Source organism: Geomesophilobacter sediminis (assembly GCF_016458275.1).
GTDB classification, from domain to species: Bacteria; Desulfobacterota; Desulfuromonadia; order Geobacterales; family Geobacteraceae; genus Geomesophilobacter; species Geomesophilobacter sediminis.
Window position 1 is genome coordinate 103,378 of sequence record NZ_JAEMHM010000005.1, and the last position, 19,618, is coordinate 122,995.

At 62.2% G+C, this 19,618-nt stretch carries 21 protein-coding genes; 11 read left to right on the forward strand and 10 right to left on the reverse strand.

All coding sequences use genetic code 11. The features are described from left to right. Window positions 1-13: 13 nt before the first annotated feature. The 7 genes from kdpC to JFN93_RS07180 all read right to left on the reverse strand — a co-directional run bounded on the left by kdpC (window position 14) and on the right by JFN93_RS07180 (window position 6,233). The gene (kdpC, locus tag JFN93_RS07150; protein WP_199383325.1) at window positions 14-580 is read right to left on the reverse strand and encodes a potassium-transporting ATPase subunit KdpC; all 567 of its coding nucleotides are present in this window, start codon (window positions 578-580) and stop codon (window positions 14-16) included. A 122-nt stretch (window positions 581-702) separates the two neighbouring features. Continuing rightward, entirely contained in the window at window positions 703-2,769 is a 2,067-nt protein-coding gene (kdpB, locus tag JFN93_RS07155) for a potassium-transporting ATPase subunit KdpB (RefSeq protein WP_215907709.1), read from the reverse strand. A gap of 1 nt (window position 2,770) precedes the next feature. Continuing rightward, the gene (gene kdpA, locus JFN93_RS07160; RefSeq protein WP_199383326.1) at window positions 2,771-4,555 is read right to left on the reverse strand and encodes a potassium-transporting ATPase subunit KdpA; all 1,785 of its coding nucleotides are present in this window, start codon (window positions 4,553-4,555) and stop codon (window positions 2,771-2,773) included. After that, entirely contained in the window at window positions 4,542-4,772 is a 231-nt protein-coding gene (locus tag JFN93_RS07165) for a hypothetical protein (protein ID WP_199383327.1), read from the reverse strand. The genes kdpA and JFN93_RS07165 overlap by 14 nt, the downstream gene beginning before the upstream one ends. A gap of 401 nt (window positions 4,773-5,173) precedes the next feature. Further along, window positions 5,174-5,557, reverse strand: coding sequence for a hypothetical protein (locus JFN93_RS07170; protein WP_199383328.1), 384 nt, complete (start codon window positions 5,555-5,557; stop codon window positions 5,174-5,176). A 127-nt stretch (window positions 5,558-5,684) separates the two neighbouring features. Beyond that, window positions 5,685-5,990, reverse strand: a complete 306-nt coding sequence (locus JFN93_RS07175) for a hypothetical protein (protein ID WP_199383329.1) — start codon at window positions 5,988-5,990, stop codon at window positions 5,685-5,687. A 9-nt stretch (window positions 5,991-5,999) separates the two neighbouring features. Continuing rightward, window positions 6,000-6,233 carry a hypothetical protein gene (locus tag JFN93_RS07180; protein ID WP_199383330.1) on the reverse strand — a complete coding sequence of 78 codons (234 nt, stop codon included), beginning with the start codon at window positions 6,231-6,233 and terminating at the stop codon, window positions 6,000-6,002. 476 nt (window positions 6,234-6,709) lie between these two features. Here JFN93_RS07180 and JFN93_RS07185 point away from each other — a divergent pair, with 476 nt between their 5' ends. From JFN93_RS07185 to JFN93_RS07210, 6 genes are all read left to right on the forward strand, one after another. Continuing rightward, window positions 6,710-6,856, forward strand: coding sequence for a hypothetical protein (locus tag JFN93_RS07185; RefSeq protein WP_199383331.1), 147 nt, complete (start codon window positions 6,710-6,712; stop codon window positions 6,854-6,856). 63 nt (window positions 6,857-6,919) lie between these two features. Further along, the gene (locus JFN93_RS07190) at window positions 6,920-7,078 is read left to right on the forward strand and encodes a hypothetical protein (RefSeq protein ID WP_199383332.1); all 159 of its coding nucleotides are present in this window, start codon (window positions 6,920-6,922) and stop codon (window positions 7,076-7,078) included. A 12-nt stretch (window positions 7,079-7,090) separates the two neighbouring features. Further along, window positions 7,091-7,660, forward strand: coding sequence for an ANTAR domain-containing response regulator (locus JFN93_RS07195; protein ID WP_199383333.1), 570 nt, complete (start codon window positions 7,091-7,093; stop codon window positions 7,658-7,660). Between the two features lie 133 nt (window positions 7,661-7,793). After that, entirely contained in the window at window positions 7,794-8,186 is a 393-nt protein-coding gene (locus tag JFN93_RS07200) for a hypothetical protein (RefSeq protein WP_199383334.1), read from the forward strand. A 42-nt stretch (window positions 8,187-8,228) separates the two neighbouring features. Next, window positions 8,229-8,531, forward strand: coding sequence for a P-II family nitrogen regulator (locus tag JFN93_RS07205; RefSeq protein ID WP_199383335.1), 303 nt, complete (start codon window positions 8,229-8,231; stop codon window positions 8,529-8,531). Between the two features lie 317 nt (window positions 8,532-8,848). Then, entirely contained in the window at window positions 8,849-9,283 is a 435-nt protein-coding gene (locus JFN93_RS07210) for a bacteriohemerythrin (RefSeq protein ID WP_199383336.1), read from the forward strand. 149 nt (window positions 9,284-9,432) lie between these two features. On the opposite strand, the gene JFN93_RS25480 is transcribed toward JFN93_RS07210, so the two are convergent. Next, window positions 9,433-9,627, reverse strand: coding sequence for a hypothetical protein (locus JFN93_RS25480; RefSeq protein WP_236021570.1), 195 nt, complete (start codon window positions 9,625-9,627; stop codon window positions 9,433-9,435). A gap of 13 nt (window positions 9,628-9,640) precedes the next feature. On the opposite strand from JFN93_RS25480, the gene JFN93_RS07215 reads away from it, so the two are divergent. Next, window positions 9,641-10,294: a hypothetical protein gene (locus JFN93_RS07215; RefSeq protein ID WP_236021571.1), complete on the forward strand. Its 654-nt coding sequence runs from the start codon at window positions 9,641-9,643 to the stop codon at window positions 10,292-10,294. Between the two features lie 196 nt (window positions 10,295-10,490). Here the strand turns inward: JFN93_RS07215 and JFN93_RS07220 are convergent, their stop codons facing one another. Together JFN93_RS07220 and JFN93_RS07225 are read right to left on the reverse strand one after the other, a co-directional pair. Beyond that, the gene (locus JFN93_RS07220) at window positions 10,491-11,498 is read right to left on the reverse strand and encodes a serine/threonine protein kinase (RefSeq protein WP_199383337.1); all 1,008 of its coding nucleotides are present in this window, start codon (window positions 11,496-11,498) and stop codon (window positions 10,491-10,493) included. Between the two features lie 151 nt (window positions 11,499-11,649). After that, window positions 11,650-12,057 carry a response regulator gene (locus JFN93_RS07225; protein ID WP_199383338.1) on the reverse strand — a complete coding sequence of 136 codons (408 nt, stop codon included), beginning with the start codon at window positions 12,055-12,057 and terminating at the stop codon, window positions 11,650-11,652. A 653-nt stretch (window positions 12,058-12,710) separates the two neighbouring features. On the opposite strand from JFN93_RS07225, the gene JFN93_RS07230 reads away from it, so the two are divergent. The 4 genes from JFN93_RS07230 to adeC all read left to right on the forward strand — a co-directional run bounded on the left by JFN93_RS07230 (window position 12,711) and on the right by adeC (window position 19,451). Next, on the forward strand, window positions 12,711-13,289 hold the full coding sequence (locus JFN93_RS07230; RefSeq protein ID WP_215907710.1) for a TetR/AcrR family transcriptional regulator: 579 nt from the start codon (window positions 12,711-12,713) through the stop codon (window positions 13,287-13,289). Between the two features lie 145 nt (window positions 13,290-13,434). Further along, window positions 13,435-14,679: an efflux RND transporter periplasmic adaptor subunit gene (locus tag JFN93_RS07235; protein ID WP_199383339.1), complete on the forward strand. Its 1,245-nt coding sequence runs from the start codon at window positions 13,435-13,437 to the stop codon at window positions 14,677-14,679. 190 nt (window positions 14,680-14,869) lie between these two features. Further along, a complete protein-coding gene (locus tag JFN93_RS07240; RefSeq protein ID WP_199383340.1) occupies window positions 14,870-18,037 on the forward strand; it encodes an efflux RND transporter permease subunit in 3,168 nt (1,055 codons plus the stop codon). A gap of 1 nt (window position 18,038) precedes the next feature. Beyond that, window positions 18,039-19,451 carry an AdeC/AdeK/OprM family multidrug efflux complex outer membrane factor gene (adeC, locus tag JFN93_RS07245; RefSeq protein WP_199383341.1) on the forward strand — a complete coding sequence of 471 codons (1,413 nt, stop codon included), beginning with the start codon at window positions 18,039-18,041 and terminating at the stop codon, window positions 19,449-19,451. Window positions 19,452-19,618: the final 167 nt, after the last annotated feature.

Below are 19,618 nucleotides of genomic sequence, written 5' to 3' on the forward strand. Positions count from 1 at the left end.
TTCAACCCCTGTGTTACTTCGCGGCGTCCAGGGCCAGGTTCAGTTCCAGCACGTTCACCCGCGGCTCGCCCAGAAAACCGAACTGGCGTTCCTTAAGGTGCTCATTCACCACCCGCGAGACCTCGGCCACCGCCATCCCCCGTGCCTTGGCCACCCGCGGGATCTGCAGCCGCGCCGCAGCGGGGGTGATGTCCGGGTCCAGTCCGCTCGCCGAGGCCTGCACCAGGTCGGCGGGGATGGGGCCGAGGACGCCACTGTCGCGCAGCGCCTTCACCCGGTCCGCCACCGTCTTGAGGTAATCGGGGTTGGTCGGACCGGAGTTGGAGCCTCCGGAGCCCATCGGGTTGTAGCCGAAATCGGTCGCCGCCGAAGGGCGCGGCCAGAAATACTTGCTGTCCGAGAACGGCTGGCCGATCAGCGCCGAGCCGACCTCGCGATGGTTCTTGTCAACGATGAGGCTCCCCTTGGCTTGGTTCGGGAAAACCGCATAGGCAATCCCGGTGACGATGGCCGGATAGATCCCGCCGCAGATGACGGTGAACAGGATGAACAGAAACAATGCCGGTCGTAACTCTCTCATGTCGTGAATCCTCCAGGGGCATCCAGCCCCGAAAATAGCGTCCCCTCTCCTTCAAGGGTCGGGTGCGGCAGCACGAGCCTGCGACGGACAGGGTGAGGATGGGGTCGGGGGTACCGTCGGCTTCAGGCAAACATCGCCACCACGAGGTCGATCGCCTTGATCCCCACGAACGGGGCGATGATCCCCCCTACCCCGTAGACCAGGAGGTTGTGGATCAAAAGCTTCTCGGCGGGCATCGGGCGGAACTTGGTCCCCTTCAGCGCGAGCGGCACCAGGATCGGGATGATGATCGCGTTGAAGATGACCGCCGACAGGATCGCGCTCAGCGGCGTCGCCAGGTGCATGACGTTCAAAACGGCAAGCTGCGGGTAGATGGTGATGAGCATCGCCGGGATGATGGCAAAGTACTTGGCGACGTCGTTGGAGATGCTGAAGGTGGTCAGGTTGCCCCGGGTCATCAGGATCTGCTTGCCGACCTCCACGATGTCCAGGAGCTTGGTCGGGTTGGAATCGAGATCGATGATGTTCGCCGCCTCGCGAGCCGGCTGGGTCCCGGTGTTCATGGCAACCGCCACGTCGGCCTGGGCAAGCGCCGGGGCATCGTTGGTCCCGTCGCCGGTCATCGCCACCATGAACCCGGCCTCCTGGTTCTCCTTGATCAGGCGGAGCTTGTCTTCGGGCTTCGCCTGGGCCAAAAAGTCGTCCACCTGGGCCTCGGCGGCGATCGCCGCGGCGGTGAGCGGGTTGTCCCCGGTGATCATGACCGTCTTGATCCCCATGCTGCGCAGCTGCTGGAAGCGCTCCTGGATTCCCCCCTTGATGATGTCCTTCAGGTTGATCACCCCGAAGATCTCGGCGTCGCAGCTCACCACCAGCGGGGTCGCACCGGCCCGGGCGATGCGGTCCACCACATCGGCGAGATCGGCGGGAATCGAGGTCGCGCCCTGCCCCTTGGCGAAGGCGACGGCGGAATCCGACGCCCCCTTGCGGTACTTTCTGCCGCCGGTGTCGATCCCGGAGAGGCGGGTCTCCGCGGAGAAGGCAATCTCGCGGGCATCGGCAGGGGCGTTCATGGCAAGGCCGTATTTCTTTTTGGCCAGCGCCACGACCGAGCGCCCTTCCGGGGTCTCGTCGCACAGGGACGACATCAGCGCCGCCTCGGCGAGCTCGCCTTCGGTATGGCCCCCTACCGGTACGAATTCCACCGCCTCGCGGTTGCCCAGGGTGATGGTCCCGGTCTTATCGAGCAAAAGGACGTTGACGTCCCCGGCCGCCTCGATGGCGCGTCCGGAAAGGGCGATGACGTTTTTCTGGAAGAGCCGGTCCATACCCGCAATCCCGATGGCGGGTAAAAGCGCCGCGATGGTGGTAGGTGCCAGGCAGACGAAGAGCGCGACCAGCACGGTTAAGGAGACCGGGGAGCCGTGCCCGGCGGCTTTGACGCTGTAGATGGAGAGCGGGCTGATGTTGGCGCAGACCAGCAAAAAGACCAGGGTGAGGGCGATCAAAAGCACTTCGAGCGCGATCTCGTTGGGGGTCTTCCTCCGTTTGGCGCCTTCGATGAGGGAGATCATCCGGTCCAGGAAGGTTTCGCCGGGGTTGGCGGTGATGCGGACGATTATCGAGTTGGCGATCACCTCGGTGCCCCCGGTGACGGCACTGCGGTCCCCGCCCGACTCGCGCACCACCGGGGCGGACTCGCCGGTGACCGCCGCCTCGTTCACCAGGGCGGCCCCGGCGACGACATCGCCGTCACCGGCAATCATCTCCTGGGCCTCCACCAGGATGTAGTCGTCCTTGCGCAGCGACTCGGCCGGGACGGCCTCAAAGGGGCTGCCGAATTCCGGCTTTTTCAGCTTCTTCGCGGTGACTTCGGTGCGGCTCTTCCTCAAGGACGCCGCCCGCGCCTTACCGCGCCCCTCGGCGAGCGACTCGGCGAAGGTGGCGAAGATGACGGTGAGCCAGAGCCAGATCGAGACCAGCCCGGTGAACCAGGCCGGCTCCTTGTTGGTGCCGGCAAGCGACAGGGCGAAGGTCACCAGGGTGATGAGGCTCGCGATCTCCACGCAGAACATGACCGGGTTGCGCCACAGGGTGCGGGGATCGAGTTTTTTGAATGAATCGACCAGCGCGGGCTTCATGATCCGCGTGTCGAACATGGAAATCGGTTCGGGTGCGTGTTTCGACATGTTACTTACCTCCCAGCATGATCAGGTGTTCGACGATCGGTCCGAGCGACAGCGCCGGGAAGAAGGTGAGTGCGCCGACGATGAGGATGACCAGGGTGAGCCAGAGCGCGAAGGGGACCTTGTCGGTCGGCAGGGTCCCGAGGCTGGGCGGGACGTACTTCTTCTGGGCGAGGGAGCCCGCCATGGCGAGAGAGGCGAGGATCGGAGCAAAGCGGCCCAAAAACATGGCCAACGAGCCACTCACGTTGTAAAAGACGGTGTTCGCGTTCAGCCCTGCGAAGGCGCTCCCGTTGTTGTTGGACATCGAGGCGAAGGCGTAGAGCACCTCGGAGAGGCCGTGGGCACCCGGGTTCGCCATCGAGGCGACGGCCGAGGGGACCAGAAGTGCCAGCGCCGAGAAAATCAGGACCAGGATTCCCGAGGTGAGCACGATGACGATGGACATCCACATTTCGCGCACCTCGATCTTCTTGCCGAGGAACTCGGGCGTTCGCCCGATCATGAGCCCGGCGACGAAGACCGCGATCACGACGAAGGCGACCATGGTATAGAGCCCGGTCCCCACCCCGCCGAAAACCACCTCGGAGAGAAGGATCAGCGCAAGGGGAACCATGCCGCCGAGCGGGGTCATCGAGTCGTGCATCGCGTTGACCGCGCCGCAGGAGGTGCCGGTGGTCGCGGTAGTGAACAGGGAGGTGCCGGCGAGCCCGAAACGGGTCTCCTTTCCTTCCAGGTTCACCGACTGAACACCCAGTTTGGCCACGAGCGGGTTACCGCCGGATTCCGCCCCATAGTTCACTGCGATGGCCACCCAGAGGATCGCCAGCATGACCGCGAGGATGGCCCACCCCTGGCGCGGGTTTCCCGCCTGGTAGCCGAAGGTGTAGGTCAGGCTCCCGCCGATCAACAGGATCAGGAAGACCTCGACCACGTTGGTGAGCGGGGACGGGTTCTCGTAGGGGTGCGCCGAGTTGGCGTTGAAGAAACCGCCGCCGTTGGTGCCCAGTTCCTTGATTGCCTCCTGGGAGGCGACCGGTCCCATCGGGATGGTGACTTCCTTCACCTTCACGTTCTCGGTGACCGGGTTACCCTTGGCGTCTTTGATGGCGTTTCCCTTGTCGTCCAGCTTCGGCTTGTCGTAGTTCGTCTCCTGGACCAGCGGCACCGTCTTGTAGGCGCTGAAGTTCTGGATCGACCCCTGGGAGACCAGGAACACGGCAAAGATGATGGAAAGCGGCAGCAGGATGTAAAGGGTGCACCGGGTGAGATCGACGTAGACGTTGCCGAGATCCGCGGTGCGGCGCCGCACGAAGCCTCGGATGGCCGCGATGGCGACCACGATGCCGGTGGCCGCGGACAGGAAGTTATGCACCGCGAAGCCTACCATCTGGGTGAAGTAACTCGCCGCGCTCTCCCCGGAATAGGCCTGCCAGTTGGTGTTGGTCATGAAGCTGATGGCGGTGTTGAGCGCGAGGTGCCAGGAGAAGGCCGGGAACTTCTGAGGGTTCAGCGGGAGAATGCCTTGGAGCAGCAGGATCAGGAAAAGAGCGATGCCGCTGGCGAGGTTGAAGAGCAAAAGCCCCACGGCGTAACGCTGCCAGCCCATCTCTTCATCCTTGTCCACACCGCAGATGCGGTAGACGAGGTTTTCGCAGGGGATCAACACGGGCGAAAGGAAGGTACGCTCGCCCTGGAAGACCTTGGCCATGAAGGTTCCCATCGGTTTGACCAGGGCCAGAAGCAGCACGAAAAACAGAATCGTCTGGAGCCATTCATACACGTTCATGGTCGTCCCTCACCTGTGCTTTCAAGGTCATGTTGCTCACCAGTTCCCAACTGCGGAGCCCTTCCCGGAAGACCGGCACCAGGCCGGGGCCGTAGCTTGGCGGCGAAACCGTTGTGGTTCCAGAAGGTAATTCACGGGTGGCGGTCATCGACGGGGGATCGCAAAAATCCTCGCCCTGGTAGATGCCGGTTTCTGGGTCGAACAGATAGATTTTCATAACGGTACCTGCGCTTTCGTGGCGTTACTTTCTGATTGTCACGATAGCGCTTACCGCGTAAAGACGGTGTAAAGAGGCACCCGAAAGGCATTAAGACGGCATTAAAACGACGTCAAGAGCGTGTTAAGGTGAGGCGGGGAGGGGCGTCAGGCGGAGAGGAGGAGGCTTTCGGTAAGTGGCATTTGGATGGCGACCATCAGGGATTACCCCTATGGGAGCGCCTTTCCAGGCGCGATCAACCATACCACCGTTACCGCCTCCGGCGGATCGCGCCAGGAATGGCGCTCCCACAGAAAAAGGCAACATTGGCGGAGTCGTAGGGTAGGCAGCCCCTGCCCACCATCCTCCGCGTGGGCACAGGGTGCCCATCCTACAGGATCAGCCTGCGACAGGCGGATCATCTATTTCATCATCTCCTCCTTCAGGATCACCAGCAATGCCGCTCCGCTCTTCCTGGCAACGTCGTCATGCCTGACCTCCCCTTCGAGCACCTCTCCCTGCAGGTAACAGTCTCCCAGGTAGGAACGCACCTTGATCTTTCCCACCTCGGTCAGTTCTCCATGCCGCTCCCCGAAGACGACCAGGATATCGCTGACGGCAACGGCCTTTTTTACGTCGGGAGTCCCGCTGTGAAACAGATAGACCGTCGCCCCCACTGTCATGGCGGTATGTTCTGAGATCTCGCGATGGGGAGAAACTGGATAGGAGACCGCATCGACAGGCACAGGAGCAATGAAAAAGAGAGACAACGCCGACAGCATCAACATTGAAAACATAAGTTTCATGGGTCACTCCCGTGGGAATATCGTATTCCCAAGCTAAGACTTCCCTCCTGGCCCTCAAAGTGCACCGAGGGCAACAACTCTGACAACTGTAAAGAACCTCTTCATAAATGCAAGCTTTTCTGACTGCCTAGAGTCCACCAAGGGGGTACAAGGGGTCCATCTGCGGAAACGAGGAGACCGTCAGCAGAAACTTGGAGACCGTCAGCAGAAACTGGGAGACCGTCAGCAGAAACTTGGAGACCGCCTGCAGAAACCGCGAGACCGCCTGCAGAAACCCCGAGACCATCTGCAGAAACCCCGAGACCATCTGCAGAAACTGCGAGACCATCTGCAGAAACTGCGAGACCATCTGCGGAAACTGCGAGACCATCTGCGAAAACTGGGAGACCACCTGCGGAAACTGGGAGACCACCTGCAGAAACTCGGAGACCATCTGCAGAAATTAGGAGACCGTCTGCAGAAACTGGGAGACCGTCTGCAGAAACGCGGAGACCGTGTGCAGAAACTCGGAGACCGTTTGCAGAAACTCGGAAACCATCTGCAGAAACTGGGAGACCACCTGCAAAAACGGGGAAACCACCTGCAGAAACGGGGAGACCATCTGCGGAGACAAGGGGGCCATCTGCGGAGACAAGAAGACCATCTTCAAGAACAAGAAGACCATCTGCGAGTACAAGGGGACCATCTCCCGGACAAAGGGCCTGTAGGGCGTGTAAAGCAGTTTGTGTAAATGGCGTTTTTCCAGCGTAGTCCTGTTAGCTATGTGCAGTATGTCGCAATCTCCGTGGCCAGGTCCCCCCGCCCCTGGCGGGCGGGGGTTAGGGGGCGGGGGAATGTGCCACGGAATGTCCAAATCCGAGCTCTTCGGCCTACGGCAGCCCCTCACCCCGGCCGTCGCAAGCTCGCGCTGTCGCGCGCGCCCCCGGAGGGCGAGGGAGCTAAGGTCCTGATGCAATGACCAACACTGGTTTTTCACATAACTGGCATTCTTCCTTCGTATCCCAGGACCAAGGCGTCTTCGATCGTTTAATGCTTTCTTCACGGATTTGGACCATCTCTAAACACAGTATTAATGTCGAAGGGGGTAAGGTACAAACTGCCAGGGTGGGTCCGGTCATGAAGCCAATCGAAGCCAAGCGGAGGATAGTGCGAATGAAAGAGCTGATCGCGCGGGTGGTGACCATGGATGCCGAGGTCAGGAAGTCGACGCAGTTTGCCCTGACCGTAGTGGCCGGTTTTACGGCCGGAGTCATGCTGACGGTACTTGGGATGTCGGTACTTCTGATGCTGGTGTGCTGATTTTGCCCGGGATTGCCGAATATCCATCCACATGCACTGAGGTTGGACGATCGAGGAGCCACCATGAACCTGATATTGATGCTGCCGATGATGTTTTGCCTGGCCAGCGTCCTGATGGCGCTTTGCTATCAGTTGGTCGAGAAGTGCGAGAAGTTATCGGAGCAGGCGGTGACTGTCATCTTCTTCTGCGCCGGCGCCATCGTGTTGGCGTTTTCGCTGTAATCGGAGGTTTCCATGAAGTCGGTACTCATCGGTGACGCTCATCCGGCGGTCCGGAGCGGGCTTGCTGAAACGTTAGGGTCGTTTGGGTTCGACAAGGTCTGCGAGTGCAGCGACGGAAGATCGGCGGTGACGATGGCCGCCTCCACCCCTCCCGACATCGCGATCCTTGACGCCGCTCTGCCCAAACTGGATGGGTTGAGTGCCTCCCGCGAAATCAGGAAGAAGCTGGGGATTCCGATCCTGCTTTTAACCGAACGCTGCGATTACGATACCCTGCGCAAGGCAAAGGCGGCGGGGGTCACTTCGATCCTGGTCAAACCCCTCCGACACAAGGACATCCTGCCGGCGATCGAGATGGCGTTCGCCCATGCCGAGGAAGTGGAAATCCTCAAGGAGAGCGTCCGGGACCTGAACGAGACGGTGGTGAGCCGGAACCTGATCGAAAAGGCCAAGGCGATCCTCTACCGCGCCCAGGGGCTCTACCCCTACGAGGCCTTCCGCTTTATCCGCAAGGTGGCCCGCGACAAAAAGACCAGCATGCGCAGGATCGCCGAGGCGGTGCTCATCACCGAGGGGCTGTAGCTTCCGGGTTTCCGCGCCGCAGGATTTAATGCCGAATTAACGCCTTCGCCTCTCCTTTTCACACCCAATTAATGGCTGCAGAGATAACCTCCCCTTCATCGCAAGCAGTACCAGCAAGTCAGGAGGCAATGCCATGAAAAAGATATTCCAGCTGATCGTCGTGATGGCTCCGTTGGTGGTTACGACCGTCGCGGGCGCGGTGTGGTACCCCTTCCCGAACCGGGAGTCCGCACCGGTCCGCAAGGAGGCCGGCCTCGGCGTCGGATCCAGGGTCTTCATGTTCCACAACCCGCCCGACTGCGCCCGGCACGAGATCAAGGTCGACGACATCCTCACCGTTTACCGCGGCTACCCACCGGACGCCGCAGCCGGCTCCCGGGAAGTCGGCAAGGTAAAGGTCATCGCGCTCAACGGTGAGTACTACGTCCGTGGGGAAGTCGTGGCCGGAAACATGCTCCCCGGCGACCTGGCGCGCAAGGGAACCGCGGTCTGCCTGGTAACGTCTCAGGAAAAGGGGCGCCCGTAGCGGGTGCCACGTCAGGTGCGCAAGGCACCGGGGAGATAGGTCATGAAACTTGTCGAAGCGATCATCAAACCGGCCAAGGTGGACGAAGTCAAACTCGCCCTCGAAGAGATGGGGGTCGAGGAGATCATGGAAACCGAGGTAATCACCCACAACCACAGCTGCGAAGGGACCATGACCTACCGGGGCGCGCGGTACGTAGTCGACATGATCACCCGAGTCCGGGTCGACGTCGTTGCTGCCGACGACCTGGTGGCAAAGGTGGTCAAGGCGATCCGCGGCATTGCCGAAACCGGGCGCCGGGAGGACTGCCGGATCCTGGTTTTGGACTACGTCGAGGCATATTGATCGATAACACCTTCAACACGCAGCTCGACATCAATTTTCCGGTAGCTTTATCCGTTCCAATCGCGGCAGTTAAAAAGGCCCGCACTCTGATCCTTTTTCCAGGGTCGGAGCTGCGGGCCTTTGGCGTTGGGGCCTTCCCTTTCTCGATGACGCGGACAATCCGGGCCGCCTTTAATGCCTTCTTAATGGATTCCGCCTCCCTCTTAACACCGTCTACATAGGGAAGGACGTACGCTTAAGGCAGATGGTAATTACAGACACCGGGCAGTGGGCGAGACATCCTGCGGTTGGTCCCGGTGCCGACAAAGGAGCGACCAATGGAAGACTTCAGCATGAATGCCGAATACAGGACGGGACACGAACTGATCGACGCGCAGCACCTGAAAGTGCTCGTCGGGCTGTCGCAGCTCTACGGTGAGCTACTCAGGGGTAAAACCAAGGAGGAACTTTACGGGACGGTGGAAAACCTGGAGGCGCTCCTCAAGCTCCATTTCTTCACCGAGGAAGCGATGCTGGAGACGCTGGGATGTAGCGGAATGGACGAGATGGTCGCGCACGATGCCGTGTTCTTGCGGCACCTGCAACAGGTCTTCTCCGACTACGGTGAGAACAGCACGACGGAGACCGTCGACGGTCTCCTCTTCCTCAAATCCTGGTTCGTGGAACACGTGCGGCACGTTCACAAAAGATGCGTGCAGTACGCGAATGGCATTGAAAGGATGGTCGGCTTGCGCCTCGACGGCACAAACTAACAGTCATCGGCCGTGGCAGGGTCTGTAAACCTCGGGTACTCTCAGGGGGAACCAGAGCCGGTCGCGGCAACTGTCATTGCTCTTACGGGTTCCTTCTTGAAAAATGGCTGATCTGAATTACAAAGAAAGACTCGCCTCCACAGATTCATTCAAAATTGGCGCAAATAGAATCGAGCAACAGGAGCAGGGAAATGACGCAGGGAATCAGCTGTTTTTGGCGCACCGCAGCGCTGTTCCTGGCCCTGGCGGGTTCGGCCCAGGCGGCAACCATCGAGCCAGATCTGGATTCCCTCGACCGATGTCGCCGATTTCAAGGTTGTCCACCTGGGGATCGATAATTTCATCCGCGTCTCCGGGGTGGGACGGGCAACGGGCAACCGGAACCAGCCCGACCCAAACGTCTACGACATCGGGCCCCTGGTCGGGTTTCTACCCTTCCCCAACTTGAAGGGGGAGATCGGTTTTGACTACGTAGGCTGCGGGACCGAACCCAATGACAACCATCCCTGGAGCGGCAACATCAAGATCGGTACCCCGGAGGACTCCCTTTTCAAGAACTCACCCGCCATCGCGGTAGGCGGTTACAACCTCGGTCCCGCGCTCTCTTCTGCCATCGCCCCGGGAGTGACTTCCGGGCAGAACATCCTGTACGGGCTGGTGGCCAAGACCGTTCCCCCGGTGGGAGCGATGCCATCTCTGGGGAGGTTTTCGGTCGGCTACTTCGGCGGCAGCGAAAAGGCCCTAGTGGGGCCGCAGCAACCCGACGGTACCCGCAACTCGGAAAACCACGGTCTCCTCGCCTCCTGGGACCGCTCCATGAAAGAGATCTCCGACAAGCTCTGGGTCGGGGTGGATTACATGGGGGGTAAAAACGTGAACAGCTCGGTGAACTTCGGCTTTTCCTGGAACTTCGCCAAGAACGCCTCGGTGCTTTTTGGATACGACGTGTACCTGCAAAAGAGCATCGCCGGCAGCAACACCTTCAATACCCAGGTTGACCTCAACTTCTGACCACAGTCCCCCCCGGACGTAAAAGGGCCCGCTCCTCGACTTCGAGAGCGGGCCCTTTCCTGTTTCCACCTTGGGACTCCCCCCTTTAATCAAGGGGAGCGGGGGGGATTTGATCCCAGGTTGCCCTCCCAACGAAGCTTGCCGCAGAGCTGAATCCCCCTAAATCCCCCCCCGCAAAGGGGAACTTATTCGGCATTCACGGTCCGTGGTGCACGATCATGTAGATCAGCTTGATAAACCCGCAGGCGATGGCGATCAGTACCCCCCCGATCAGGACCACGTTCTTCCAGTGCCGTCGCCAGCGCGAGGGGCGCTGCAGGCGCCGGCAACGCCCGGTCAACGCTACCTTCAGGGGCGCGTCGAGCTCGGTCTTGAACGCCGCGGCGCTCGGGTAGCGCTTGGCCGGGTCCCGCTCCATGGCGTGCAGGATGATTTCCTCGGCCTGCTCCGAGATCTGCGGGTTCAGTCGCCGGGGCGCTTCGGGGTCGCCGGTGACCCGGGCGTTCATGGCGACAAAGACGTCGTCGCTCTCCCCGGCGAACGGGTTGCTGCCCACCAGCATCCGGTAGAGCACCGTCCCCAGGCTGTAGATGTCGGTCCGCTCGTCGCCGCGCTTGCCGAGTACCTGCTCGGGGGCCATGAATTCAGGGGTCCCCAACGCCGGGGTGAACCCGACGAAGGTGAAGCGTCGCCCGATGGTTTTGGAGATGCCGAAATCGAGGACCCGGATACTCCCGTCGGTCAAGAGCATCACGTTTTGCGGCTTGAGGTCGCGGTGGATCACCTGGTGCTCATGCATGTAGCTGAGCGCCTCGCAGATCCGGGAGGCAAGGGAAAGCGCCTCGGCTTCAGGGAGCGTCCCGCTCCGCTTCAGCCGCTCGGCGAGGGTCTCCCCCTCCAAAAACTCCATGACCAGGTACGGGCGGCTGCGGTTTGGAACCTCGATGAACTTGAGGAGATAGGGATGGTCCAGCTTGGCTCCCACCTCCCCTTCCCTGATGAAGCGGGAGTAGAAGGCGGGACTGCTTTCGAAATGCAGGTAGGGGACCTTGATGGCGACAATCTGACCGTTGTCCTGGTCGATCGCCTTGAAGATGGTCGCCATGCCGCTGCGGCTGACGATCTCTATGAGGAGAAAACGCCCGTCCAGTATCTGCTCCGGCTGCAGGTCGTATCCGGTCGGTCTCGGCTGGGCTTCGGGCATAAGAGAGGATCCTGATGGTGCTGACATTGTACTGTCAGGGGGGCGCCGCTTCTGTCATAGCAAGCCGGGCGGACAGCCCCGTTTTTATACACCATATCCTCTCCGGTGTTAAAGAGGTATTAAGATGTGGGCCAAATGCATAAAGAAACCGTTAAGACTCGTCGATGACCTTCTTGAGCGAGGCAGAGAGATCGAAGACCGTGTAGGGCTTGGGGAGCGCATCCCGAAAGCCATGCGCCGCGAAACCGGTGAGCGCGGGGTGGCGATGGTTGCCGCTGGACGCGATCAGCCGCGCGTCCGGGTCGATGGTGAGGATGCCTTGGGCGGTCTCCTTCCCCTCCATGCCCCGGGCCGACTCCAGATCCATGATCACCGCCGCAAAGGGCGTCCCGGACTCCTGGGCCGCCCGGTAGCGGTCGATCGCCTCACGGCCGTTGCTGCAGCAGTTGGGTTTGAATCCGAGCTGGAACAGCATTTCGGAGGTCACTTCAAGGACCGTGAATTCGTCGTCGACGACGAGAATGGGACTACGCTCGGAAGGTACGGCATAGCTTGTCATGGCGGAATCCTCTCTGGCATCAGGTAGCGACTACCCTGACGCGATCCACTGGACCGCCCGGCCTCGAACGAATAACCGTCGGGGCGGCCCCTAGCGATCATCGTCTGAGTAATCATCAATCTTCCGGCACCCGCGTCTCCGCCGTGGAGACGACACAGGCTTCAGGTAACGGGGTGGAGGTTCCACTGCACCACCTCCGAGCGTCCCCGTTACGGACATCAGACGAACCGCTACCTTCTTTAAAGCAGTTCCCATGCCAGGACCAGATCCATTTCATTCCGGCGGGTTGCCGGGAGGGGGGCAAAAAGTTGACGTCCGCGAACGGGACACCTGTCCTTTTTGCGGACGATATGTGACATGCCGCGGTACCGGCACCCGGGCAGTGTGACAAGGTGCCGGTGAAGCCCCTCAGCCTGCGGACTTCGGGAAATCGCCGGCGTCTGATTCACCCTCCCCAGCTGCACCATTTCGTCCGGCACCCACCGCGGTCATCTTTCTTGCAAATTCTTCTGTTAATTACACGCAGTTCCGGCCGCGGTCCCGCCGGGAAACTTCTCCGGGAAAAAAAGCCGTTGACAGTGATATGACGGTTGGCGTAAAAACGAATGATCATTCATTCGCAGCACCAGCAGCCGCCGCAGGAGAAAAGGAAGATGGAAATTGAGAAGGGAGACAAGAGGTGCGCCATCATCCGGGCGACCCTCGAACTGGTAGCGGAGCACGGGTTCCACGGAGCCCCGATGGCTGCCGTTGCCGAACGCGCCGGCGTTGCCGCCGGCACGATCTACCGCTACTTCGAGAGCAAGGATGTCCTGATCCAGGAGATCTACCACTTTCTGGAAGACCGTTTTTTCCAGGGCCTCATGATCGGGTACCCCGAAGGGCAACCCGCCCGCGAGCGCTTTCTGCATATCGGCAAATTCCTGGTGCACTACTGCATGGAGAACCCCCTGCAGGCCCGTTTTCTGGAGCAGTTCCACAACTCCCCCTACGGGATCGCCCACCGGAGGGACAAGTTCTACGGCACCCAGGACAAGGACGTCATCTACGAGCTTTTCGCCGACGCGGTCGCCACGGGAACCGTGAAGCAGCTCCCCCTGACCGTCCTGTTCTCGCTGACCTTCTCGCCGCTGCGGGACATCTGCCGGGACCACTACCTGAACTTCACCATGCTGGACGACGACCTGATCGCGCGCTGCGTGGAAGCGTGCTGGGATGCCGTCCGGAAGTGATTTTTTTTTTTGGCGGCCCAGCATGAATGAACATTCATTTGCCGGTCCGCCCTGACGCCAAGGATATTCAATCGGCCCCGCCGTCCCACCGGAGGCGGGCCCACGAAAAAGCGCCCCAGGCGCATATTACGAGGGTGAGGTTTCTATGAACGCAGGTTTTAAATTCAGCTTGATGACCGCTGCCGTCCTTCTGGCCGGCGCCCTGACCACCGGCTGTGGCAAGCAGGCGGCCGCCGTGCCGCAGCAGCAGGCGCCGACTCCGGAGGTGGGGATCCTCACCGTCCAGCCCCAGCCGGTCGCTTTGACCACGGAGCTCCCGGGCCGGACCTCGGCCTACCTCGTGGCGGAAGTTCGCCCCCAGGTCGGCGGGATCATCCAGCGGCGGCTTTTCACCGAAGGTTCCGACGTGAAGGAAGGGCAGGTGCTCTACCAGATCGATCCTGCCACCTACCAGGCGGCCTACGCCAGCGCCAAGGCGGCCCTCTCCCGCGCCGATGCGAACATCATCCCGATCCGGCTCAAGGCGCAGCGTTACAAGGAACTCGTCGCGATGAACGCGGTGAGCCGGCAGGACTTTGACGACGTTTCGGCGCAGTTGAAGGCGGCCGAGGCCGAGATCGAATCCGCGAAGGCGGCGGTGGAGACGGCCCGCATCAACCTCGCCTACACCAAGGTGACCGCCCCCATTTCCGGGCGGATCGGCCGCTCCGCAGTAACCCCCGGCGCGCTGGTGACCGGAAGCCAGGCGACTCCGCTCGCCACCATCCAGCGTCTGGACGACGTCTACGTGGACGTGACCCAGTCCTCGGCCGAGCTCTTGAAGCTCAAGCAGACCCTCGCCTCGGGGCAGATCAAGAGGGGGGCCAACCAGGCCACGGTGAAGCTGATCCTGGAAGACGGCACCCCCTACCCGCTTGCCGGCTCGCTCAAGTTTTCCGACGTCACCGTGGACCCGAGCACCGGTTCGGTCACCCTGCGGACCGTCTTCCCCAACCCGAAGCAGATGCTCCTCCCCGGCATGTACGTCCGTGCCGTCATCCAGGAGGGGGTGAGCGACCAGGCGATCATGGTCCCGCAGCGCGGCGTCACCCGCAACCCCGCCGGCAACGCCATGGTCTTCGTGGTCGGTAAGGAGGAAAAGGTCGAACCGCGGATCATCAAGGTGGAGCGGACCGTCGGCGACAGCTGGCTGGTGAGCGACGGGCTCAAGACCGGCGACCGCGTGATCCTGGAAGGGATCCAGAAGGCGAAGCCCGGGACCAAGGTGAAGACGGTTCCCTTCGTCGCCAAGGCGGAAGGGATGACCGGCACGGCGGGACAGCCCGCCCCCGCGGGACAGCCGGGAGCGGCCCAGCCGGGCGCCGCGGCCCAGCCAGCCAAGGCAAAATAGGTGAAGCACTTCCTTTGGAGAAACTAGCCCAAACGTTCCCTCTCCTTCAAGGGTCGCGCGTGAAAACGCGAGCCCGCGACGGACGGGGTGAGGATGAGCCCGTCAACCGGCTGCATCCCCGTTAGCACCCTCTCCCACCCCCCTGCCCCCTCCCGCAAGGGGAGGGGGGGAATATTTCAGGAGCTTTTCGATGCCTCGTTTTTTCATCAACCGCCCGATCTTCGCCTGGGTCATCGCGATCATGATCATGCTGGCCGGTCTCCTCTCCATCAAGAGCCTCCCGGTATCCCAGTATCCGCCGATCGCGCCGCCCCAGATCACCATCAACGCCTCTTATCCCGGCGCCTCGGCCCAGACCTGCCAGGACACCGTGACCCAGGTCATCGAGCAGAAGTTAAACGGCATCGACAACCTGATTTACATGTCCTCCACCTCCGACTCGGCCGGTGCGGTCGCCATCAACCTCACCTTCCGCGCCGGGACCGATCCGAACATCGCCCAGGTGCAGGTGCAGAACAAACTCCAGCTCGCCGTTCCGCTTCTGCCGCAGATCGTTCAGAAACAGGGGATCTCGGTCGTCAAGTCGACGCGTAACTACCTCATGATCGTCGGCCTGGTCTCCGAGGACGGCAGCATGGACCGCAACCAGCTCACCGACTACCTGGTCTCCAACGTCCAGGACATCGTGAGCCGGCTGGAAGGGGTCGGGGAGATGCAGACCTTCGGCGCCCAAAACGCCATGCGGATCTGGGTCAACCCCTCCAAGCTGAACAACTTCCACCTCTCTACCCAGGAGGTGGCGGCCGCGGTACAGGCGCAAAACGCCCAGGTCTCCGCCGGCCAGTTCGGCGGCACCCCCTCGGTCCAAGGGCAGCAGTTGAACGCGACCATTACCGCCCGGACCCTTTTGCAGACCCCGGAACAGTTCGGGGAGATCGTGCTGCGCACCAACCCGGACGGCTCGACGGTGAAGCTCAAGGACGTCGCCGAGATCAAGATCGGCACCGAGAACTACGACATCGGGTCCTGGTACCGGGGCAAGCCGGTCGGCGCCATGGCGCTGCGCCTTGCGGCCGGCGCCAACGCGCTGGAGACGTCCTCCCGCGTCAAGGCGAAGATGGACGAGCTCTCCAAGTACTTCCCGCCCAACGTGAAGGTGGTCTATCCCTATGACACCACCCCGTTCGTCAAGATCTCCCTGGAGGAGGTGGTGCACACCCTGGTCGAGGCGGTCCTGCTCGTCTTTGCCATCATGTTCCTCTTCCTGCAGAACTTCCGCGCCACCCTGATCCCGACCATCGCGGTTCCGGTCGTCCTCCTGGGGACCTTCGGCACCCTGGCGGCGAGCGGGTTCTCGATCAACACGCTCACCATGTTCGCCCTGGTCATCGTCATCGGCCTGCTGGTCGACGACGCCATCGTCGTCGTGGAGAACGTGGAAAGGATCATGACCGAGGAGGGGCTCTCGCCCCGCGAGGCGACCATCAAGTCGATGGGGCAGATCACCGGGGCCCTCTGGGGGATCGTGACCGTGCTTTCGGCGGTCTTCGCCCCGATGGCGTTTTTCCCGGGGTCGACCGGGGTCATCTACCGGCAGTTCTCCATCACCATCATCTCGGCGATGATCCTGTCGGTGCTGGTCGCCATGACCCTCACCCCGGCCCTGTGCGCGACGCTTTTGAAGCCGGTACAGAAAGGGCACCACGCCGGGGAGACCGGGTGGTTCGGCGGCTTCTTCCGGTGGTTCAACCGGGTGTTCGAGATGGCCCGGCACCGCTACGAGACCATCGTCGGGCGCTCCTTCGGCAAACCGCTCCGCTACCTCACCGCCTACGGCGCCATCGTCGCCTGCATGGCGTTTCTCTTCCTGCACCTGCCGACCGCATTTTTGCCGGACGAGGACCAGGGCTTTTTCTACTGCCAGGTACAGCTTCCTGCCGGCGCCACCATGGAGCGGACCACCGCGGTCTTGAAGCAGCTCCAGGACCACTTCGAGAAAAACGAAGCGAAGACGGTCGATTCGGTCCTCACCGTCGCCGGCATCAGCTTTGCCGGACGCGGCCAGAACATGGGGCTCGCCTTCGTGAAGCTCAAGGACTGGAAAGTGCGCAAGACGCCGGACCTCAGGGTCAAGGCGATCGTCGGCCGCGCCATGGCCAAGTTCTCCACCTTCCGGGACGGCCTGGCCTTCGCCTTCGCCCCGCCGGCGGTGGTCGAGCTCGGGCAGGCGAACGGCTTCGACCTGATGCTCGAAGACCGCGGCGGCGTCGGCCACGCCAAGCTCATGGAGGCGCGCAACATGCTCCTGGGGATGGCGTCCAAGAACAAGAAGATCGTCGGGGTGCGCCCCAACGGCCAGGAGGATGCCCCGCAGTTCAAGCTGGACATCGACGACGTCCGGGCCGGTGCCCTCGGGGTTTCGCTGGACGAGGTGAACAGCGTCCTCTCCACCGCCTGGGGCAGTACCTACGTCAACGACTTCATCCAGGACGGCCGGGTCAAGAAGGTCTACCTGATGTCCGATCCCAAGTACCGGATGCTCCCGGAGGACATCAACCGCTGGTACGTGCACAGCAAGGGGGGGGACATGGTGCCCTTCTCGGCCTTCGCCACGGCTAAGTGGGTGTACGGTTCGCCGCGCCTGGAGCGCTACAACGGGATCCCCTCCGTCGAGATCATGGGTAACGCCGCCCCCGGGGTGAGCACCGGCGAAGCGATGACCGTGATGGAGGAGATGATCGCCAAACTCCCCCCGGGGATCGGCTACGAATGGACCAACGTCTCCTACGAGGAGAAAAACGCCGGAGCCCAGGCCCCGGCCCTGTATGCCATCTCGCTTCTGGTCGTCTTCTTGAGCGTCGCGGCCCTCTACGAGAGCTGGACCATCCCGTTCGTCAACCTGCTCATGCTCCCGCTGGGGCTCGTCGGGGCGGTGACCGCGGTCAAGCTGCGGATGCTCCCGAACGACGTCTACCTGCAGATCGGTCTTTTGACGACGATCGGTCTCTCCACGAAGAACGCGATCCTCATCATCCAGTTCATCAAGGAGCAGATGCACCAGGGGCACCCACTGATGGAAGCGACGCTTTCCGCAGTGAAGATCAGGCTCCGTCCGGTCATCATGACCTCGCTGGCGTTCTTCTTCGGCACCCTGCCGCTCGCGCTGACCAAGGGAGCAGGGGCCGGCGCCCAGAACGCCATCGGCACCGCGGTGACCGGCGGTCTCCTCTCGGCGACCTTCATCGACCTGATCTTCATCCCGTTCTTCTTCGTCCTGGTCTCCCGGGCGTTTGCCCGCAAGCCCAAAGCGGCACCGGCCGCGGAATCCGAAACCACTCCTGCTCCGGAGGTATCCTGATATGAAACGGCTGCATCTCGGCCTTGCCATTACCCTGGGCGCCCTGGTCACCCTGACCGGCTGCTCGACCATGGCGCCCAAGTACTCGCGCCCGGCCGCCCCGGTTCCCGCCGCCTGGCCCGCCGGCCCGGCCTACAAACCGGTCGCCAACGGGGCCCCGTCGGCCGCCTCCATCGCCTGGAAAGACTTCTTCACCGACGCAAAGCTGAAAAAGGTGATCGAACTCTCCCTGAAGAACAACCGCGACCTCCGGGTCGCCCTGTTGAACGTCCAGCGGGTCCAGGCGCAGTACCAGATCCAGCGCTCCGAGCTCTTCCCGCAGGTGAACGCCGGGGCCGGCTACACCGCGCAGCGGATCCCGCCCGACTTCTCCTCCACCGGGGCCGCGGTGTACTCGCACCAGACCACGCTGAACGTCGGCTTTTCCGCCTACGAACTCGACCTCTTCGGCCGGATCCGGAGCCTGAAGGACCAGGCGCTGGAAGAGTACCTGGCCACCGAGCAGGCCGGACGCGCCACCCAGATCTCGCTGATCTCGGAGGTCGCCTCCACCTGGATCGCGCTGGCGGCGGACCAGGAGCGGCTCCGGCTCGCCCGGGAGACGCTGAAGATCAACCAGCAGTCCTACGATCTCACCCGGCGCCGCTTCGAAAGCGGGGTCTCCTCCGAGCTCGACCTGCGCCAGGCCCAGACCAGCGTGGACAGCGCCCGGGTCGACATCGCCCGCTACACCTCTCAGGTAGCCCAGGACCACAACGCTCTCGACCTCCTGGTCGGCTCCCCCGTCACCGACGACCTCCTCCCGGCCGAGCTGACCGCAATCACGGCGCTGAAGGAGGTCTCCCCGGGGCTCCCCTCCGAGGTGCTGCAACGCCGCCCCGACATCCTCTCCGCCGAAGACCACCTCAAGGGGCTCAACGCCAACATCGGCGCGGCACGCGCGGCGTTCTATCCGCGGATCAGCCTCACCACCGACGTCGGGCTGGGGAGCAGCCAGCTCTCCGGGCTGTTCAAAGGGAGTTCGCGGTTCTGGGTCTTTTCGCCCCAGATCAGCGTGCCGATCTTCAACGCGGGGCTCAACAAGGCGAACCTGAAGGTCGCCGAAGTCGACCGGGACATCGCGGTGAGCCAGTATGAAAAGGCGATCCAGACCGCTTTCCGCGAGGTGGCCGATGCACTGGCCGAGCGCGGGACCCTGGGGGACCAGCTGGCCTCCCAGCAGTCGCTGGTCGATGCCGCCGCCGCGACCCGGCGTCTCTCCGAGGCCCGTTACGAGAAGGGAGTCGACAGCTACCTCACCGTCCTCGACTCCCAGCGCGCCCTCTATGCCGCCCAGCAGAACCTGATCGGACTCAGGCTCTCCCAGGTCGGCAACCTGGTCACGCTCTACAAGGTGCTCGGCGGGGGCGCCTAGAAACCTCCTCCGGCGGGTGCCTCCGCCCCGCCGGAACCGCTTCCCCATCTCATCCAGGAGGGATTGCCATGCTCTTGAAAGCCTTTGTGTTCGCTTTTGCCCTGATCTGGGCGCTCATCGCCGTGGTGGCCTTCTTCCCGAGAAAGAAGAAGTAGCGCCGGCGGGGC

What these genes read in the sequence shown, in the direction of transcription:
- kdpC (WP_199383325.1), bottom strand. Translation starts at nt 580, where the DNA reads ATGAGAGAGTTACGACCGGCATTGTTTCTGTTCATCCTGTTCACCGTC.
- kdpB (WP_215907709.1), bottom strand. Translation starts at nt 2,769, where the DNA reads ATGTCGAAACACGCACCCGAACCGATTTCCATGTTCGACACGCGGATC.
- kdpA (WP_199383326.1), bottom strand. Translation starts at nt 4,555, where the DNA reads ATGAACGTGTATGAATGGCTCCAGACGATTCTGTTTTTCGTGCTGCTT.
- JFN93_RS07165 (WP_199383327.1), bottom strand. Translation starts at nt 4,772, where the DNA reads ATGAAAATCTATCTGTTCGACCCAGAAACCGGCATCTACCAGGGCGAG.
- JFN93_RS07170 (WP_199383328.1), bottom strand. Translation starts at nt 5,557, where the DNA reads ATGAAACTTATGTTTTCAATGTTGATGCTGTCGGCGTTGTCTCTCTTT.
- JFN93_RS07175 (WP_199383329.1), bottom strand. Translation starts at nt 5,990, where the DNA reads ATGGTCTCCGAGTTTCTGCAGGTGGTCTCCCAGTTTCCGCAGGTGGTC.
- JFN93_RS07185 (WP_199383331.1), top strand. Translation starts at nt 6,710, where the DNA reads ATGAAAGAGCTGATCGCGCGGGTGGTGACCATGGATGCCGAGGTCAGG.
- JFN93_RS07190 (WP_199383332.1), top strand. Translation starts at nt 6,920, where the DNA reads ATGAACCTGATATTGATGCTGCCGATGATGTTTTGCCTGGCCAGCGTC.
- JFN93_RS07195 (WP_199383333.1), top strand. Translation starts at nt 7,091, where the DNA reads ATGAAGTCGGTACTCATCGGTGACGCTCATCCGGCGGTCCGGAGCGGG.
- JFN93_RS07200 (WP_199383334.1), top strand. Translation starts at nt 7,794, where the DNA reads ATGAAAAAGATATTCCAGCTGATCGTCGTGATGGCTCCGTTGGTGGTT.
- JFN93_RS07205 (WP_199383335.1), top strand. Translation starts at nt 8,229, where the DNA reads ATGAAACTTGTCGAAGCGATCATCAAACCGGCCAAGGTGGACGAAGTC.
- JFN93_RS07210 (WP_199383336.1), top strand. Translation starts at nt 8,849, where the DNA reads ATGGAAGACTTCAGCATGAATGCCGAATACAGGACGGGACACGAACTG.
- JFN93_RS25480 (WP_236021570.1), bottom strand. Translation starts at nt 9,627, where the DNA reads ATGAAATTATCGATCCCCAGGTGGACAACCTTGAAATCGGCGACATCG.
- JFN93_RS07220 (WP_199383337.1), bottom strand. Translation starts at nt 11,498, where the DNA reads ATGCCCGAAGCCCAGCCGAGACCGACCGGATACGACCTGCAGCCGGAG.
- JFN93_RS07225 (WP_199383338.1), bottom strand. Translation starts at nt 12,057, where the DNA reads ATGACAAGCTATGCCGTACCTTCCGAGCGTAGTCCCATTCTCGTCGTC.
- JFN93_RS07230 (WP_215907710.1), top strand. Translation starts at nt 12,711, where the DNA reads ATGGAAATTGAGAAGGGAGACAAGAGGTGCGCCATCATCCGGGCGACC.
- JFN93_RS07235 (WP_199383339.1), top strand. Translation starts at nt 13,435, where the DNA reads ATGAACGCAGGTTTTAAATTCAGCTTGATGACCGCTGCCGTCCTTCTG.
- JFN93_RS07240 (WP_199383340.1), top strand. Translation starts at nt 14,870, where the DNA reads ATGCCTCGTTTTTTCATCAACCGCCCGATCTTCGCCTGGGTCATCGCG.
- adeC (WP_199383341.1), top strand. Translation starts at nt 18,039, where the DNA reads ATGAAACGGCTGCATCTCGGCCTTGCCATTACCCTGGGCGCCCTGGTC.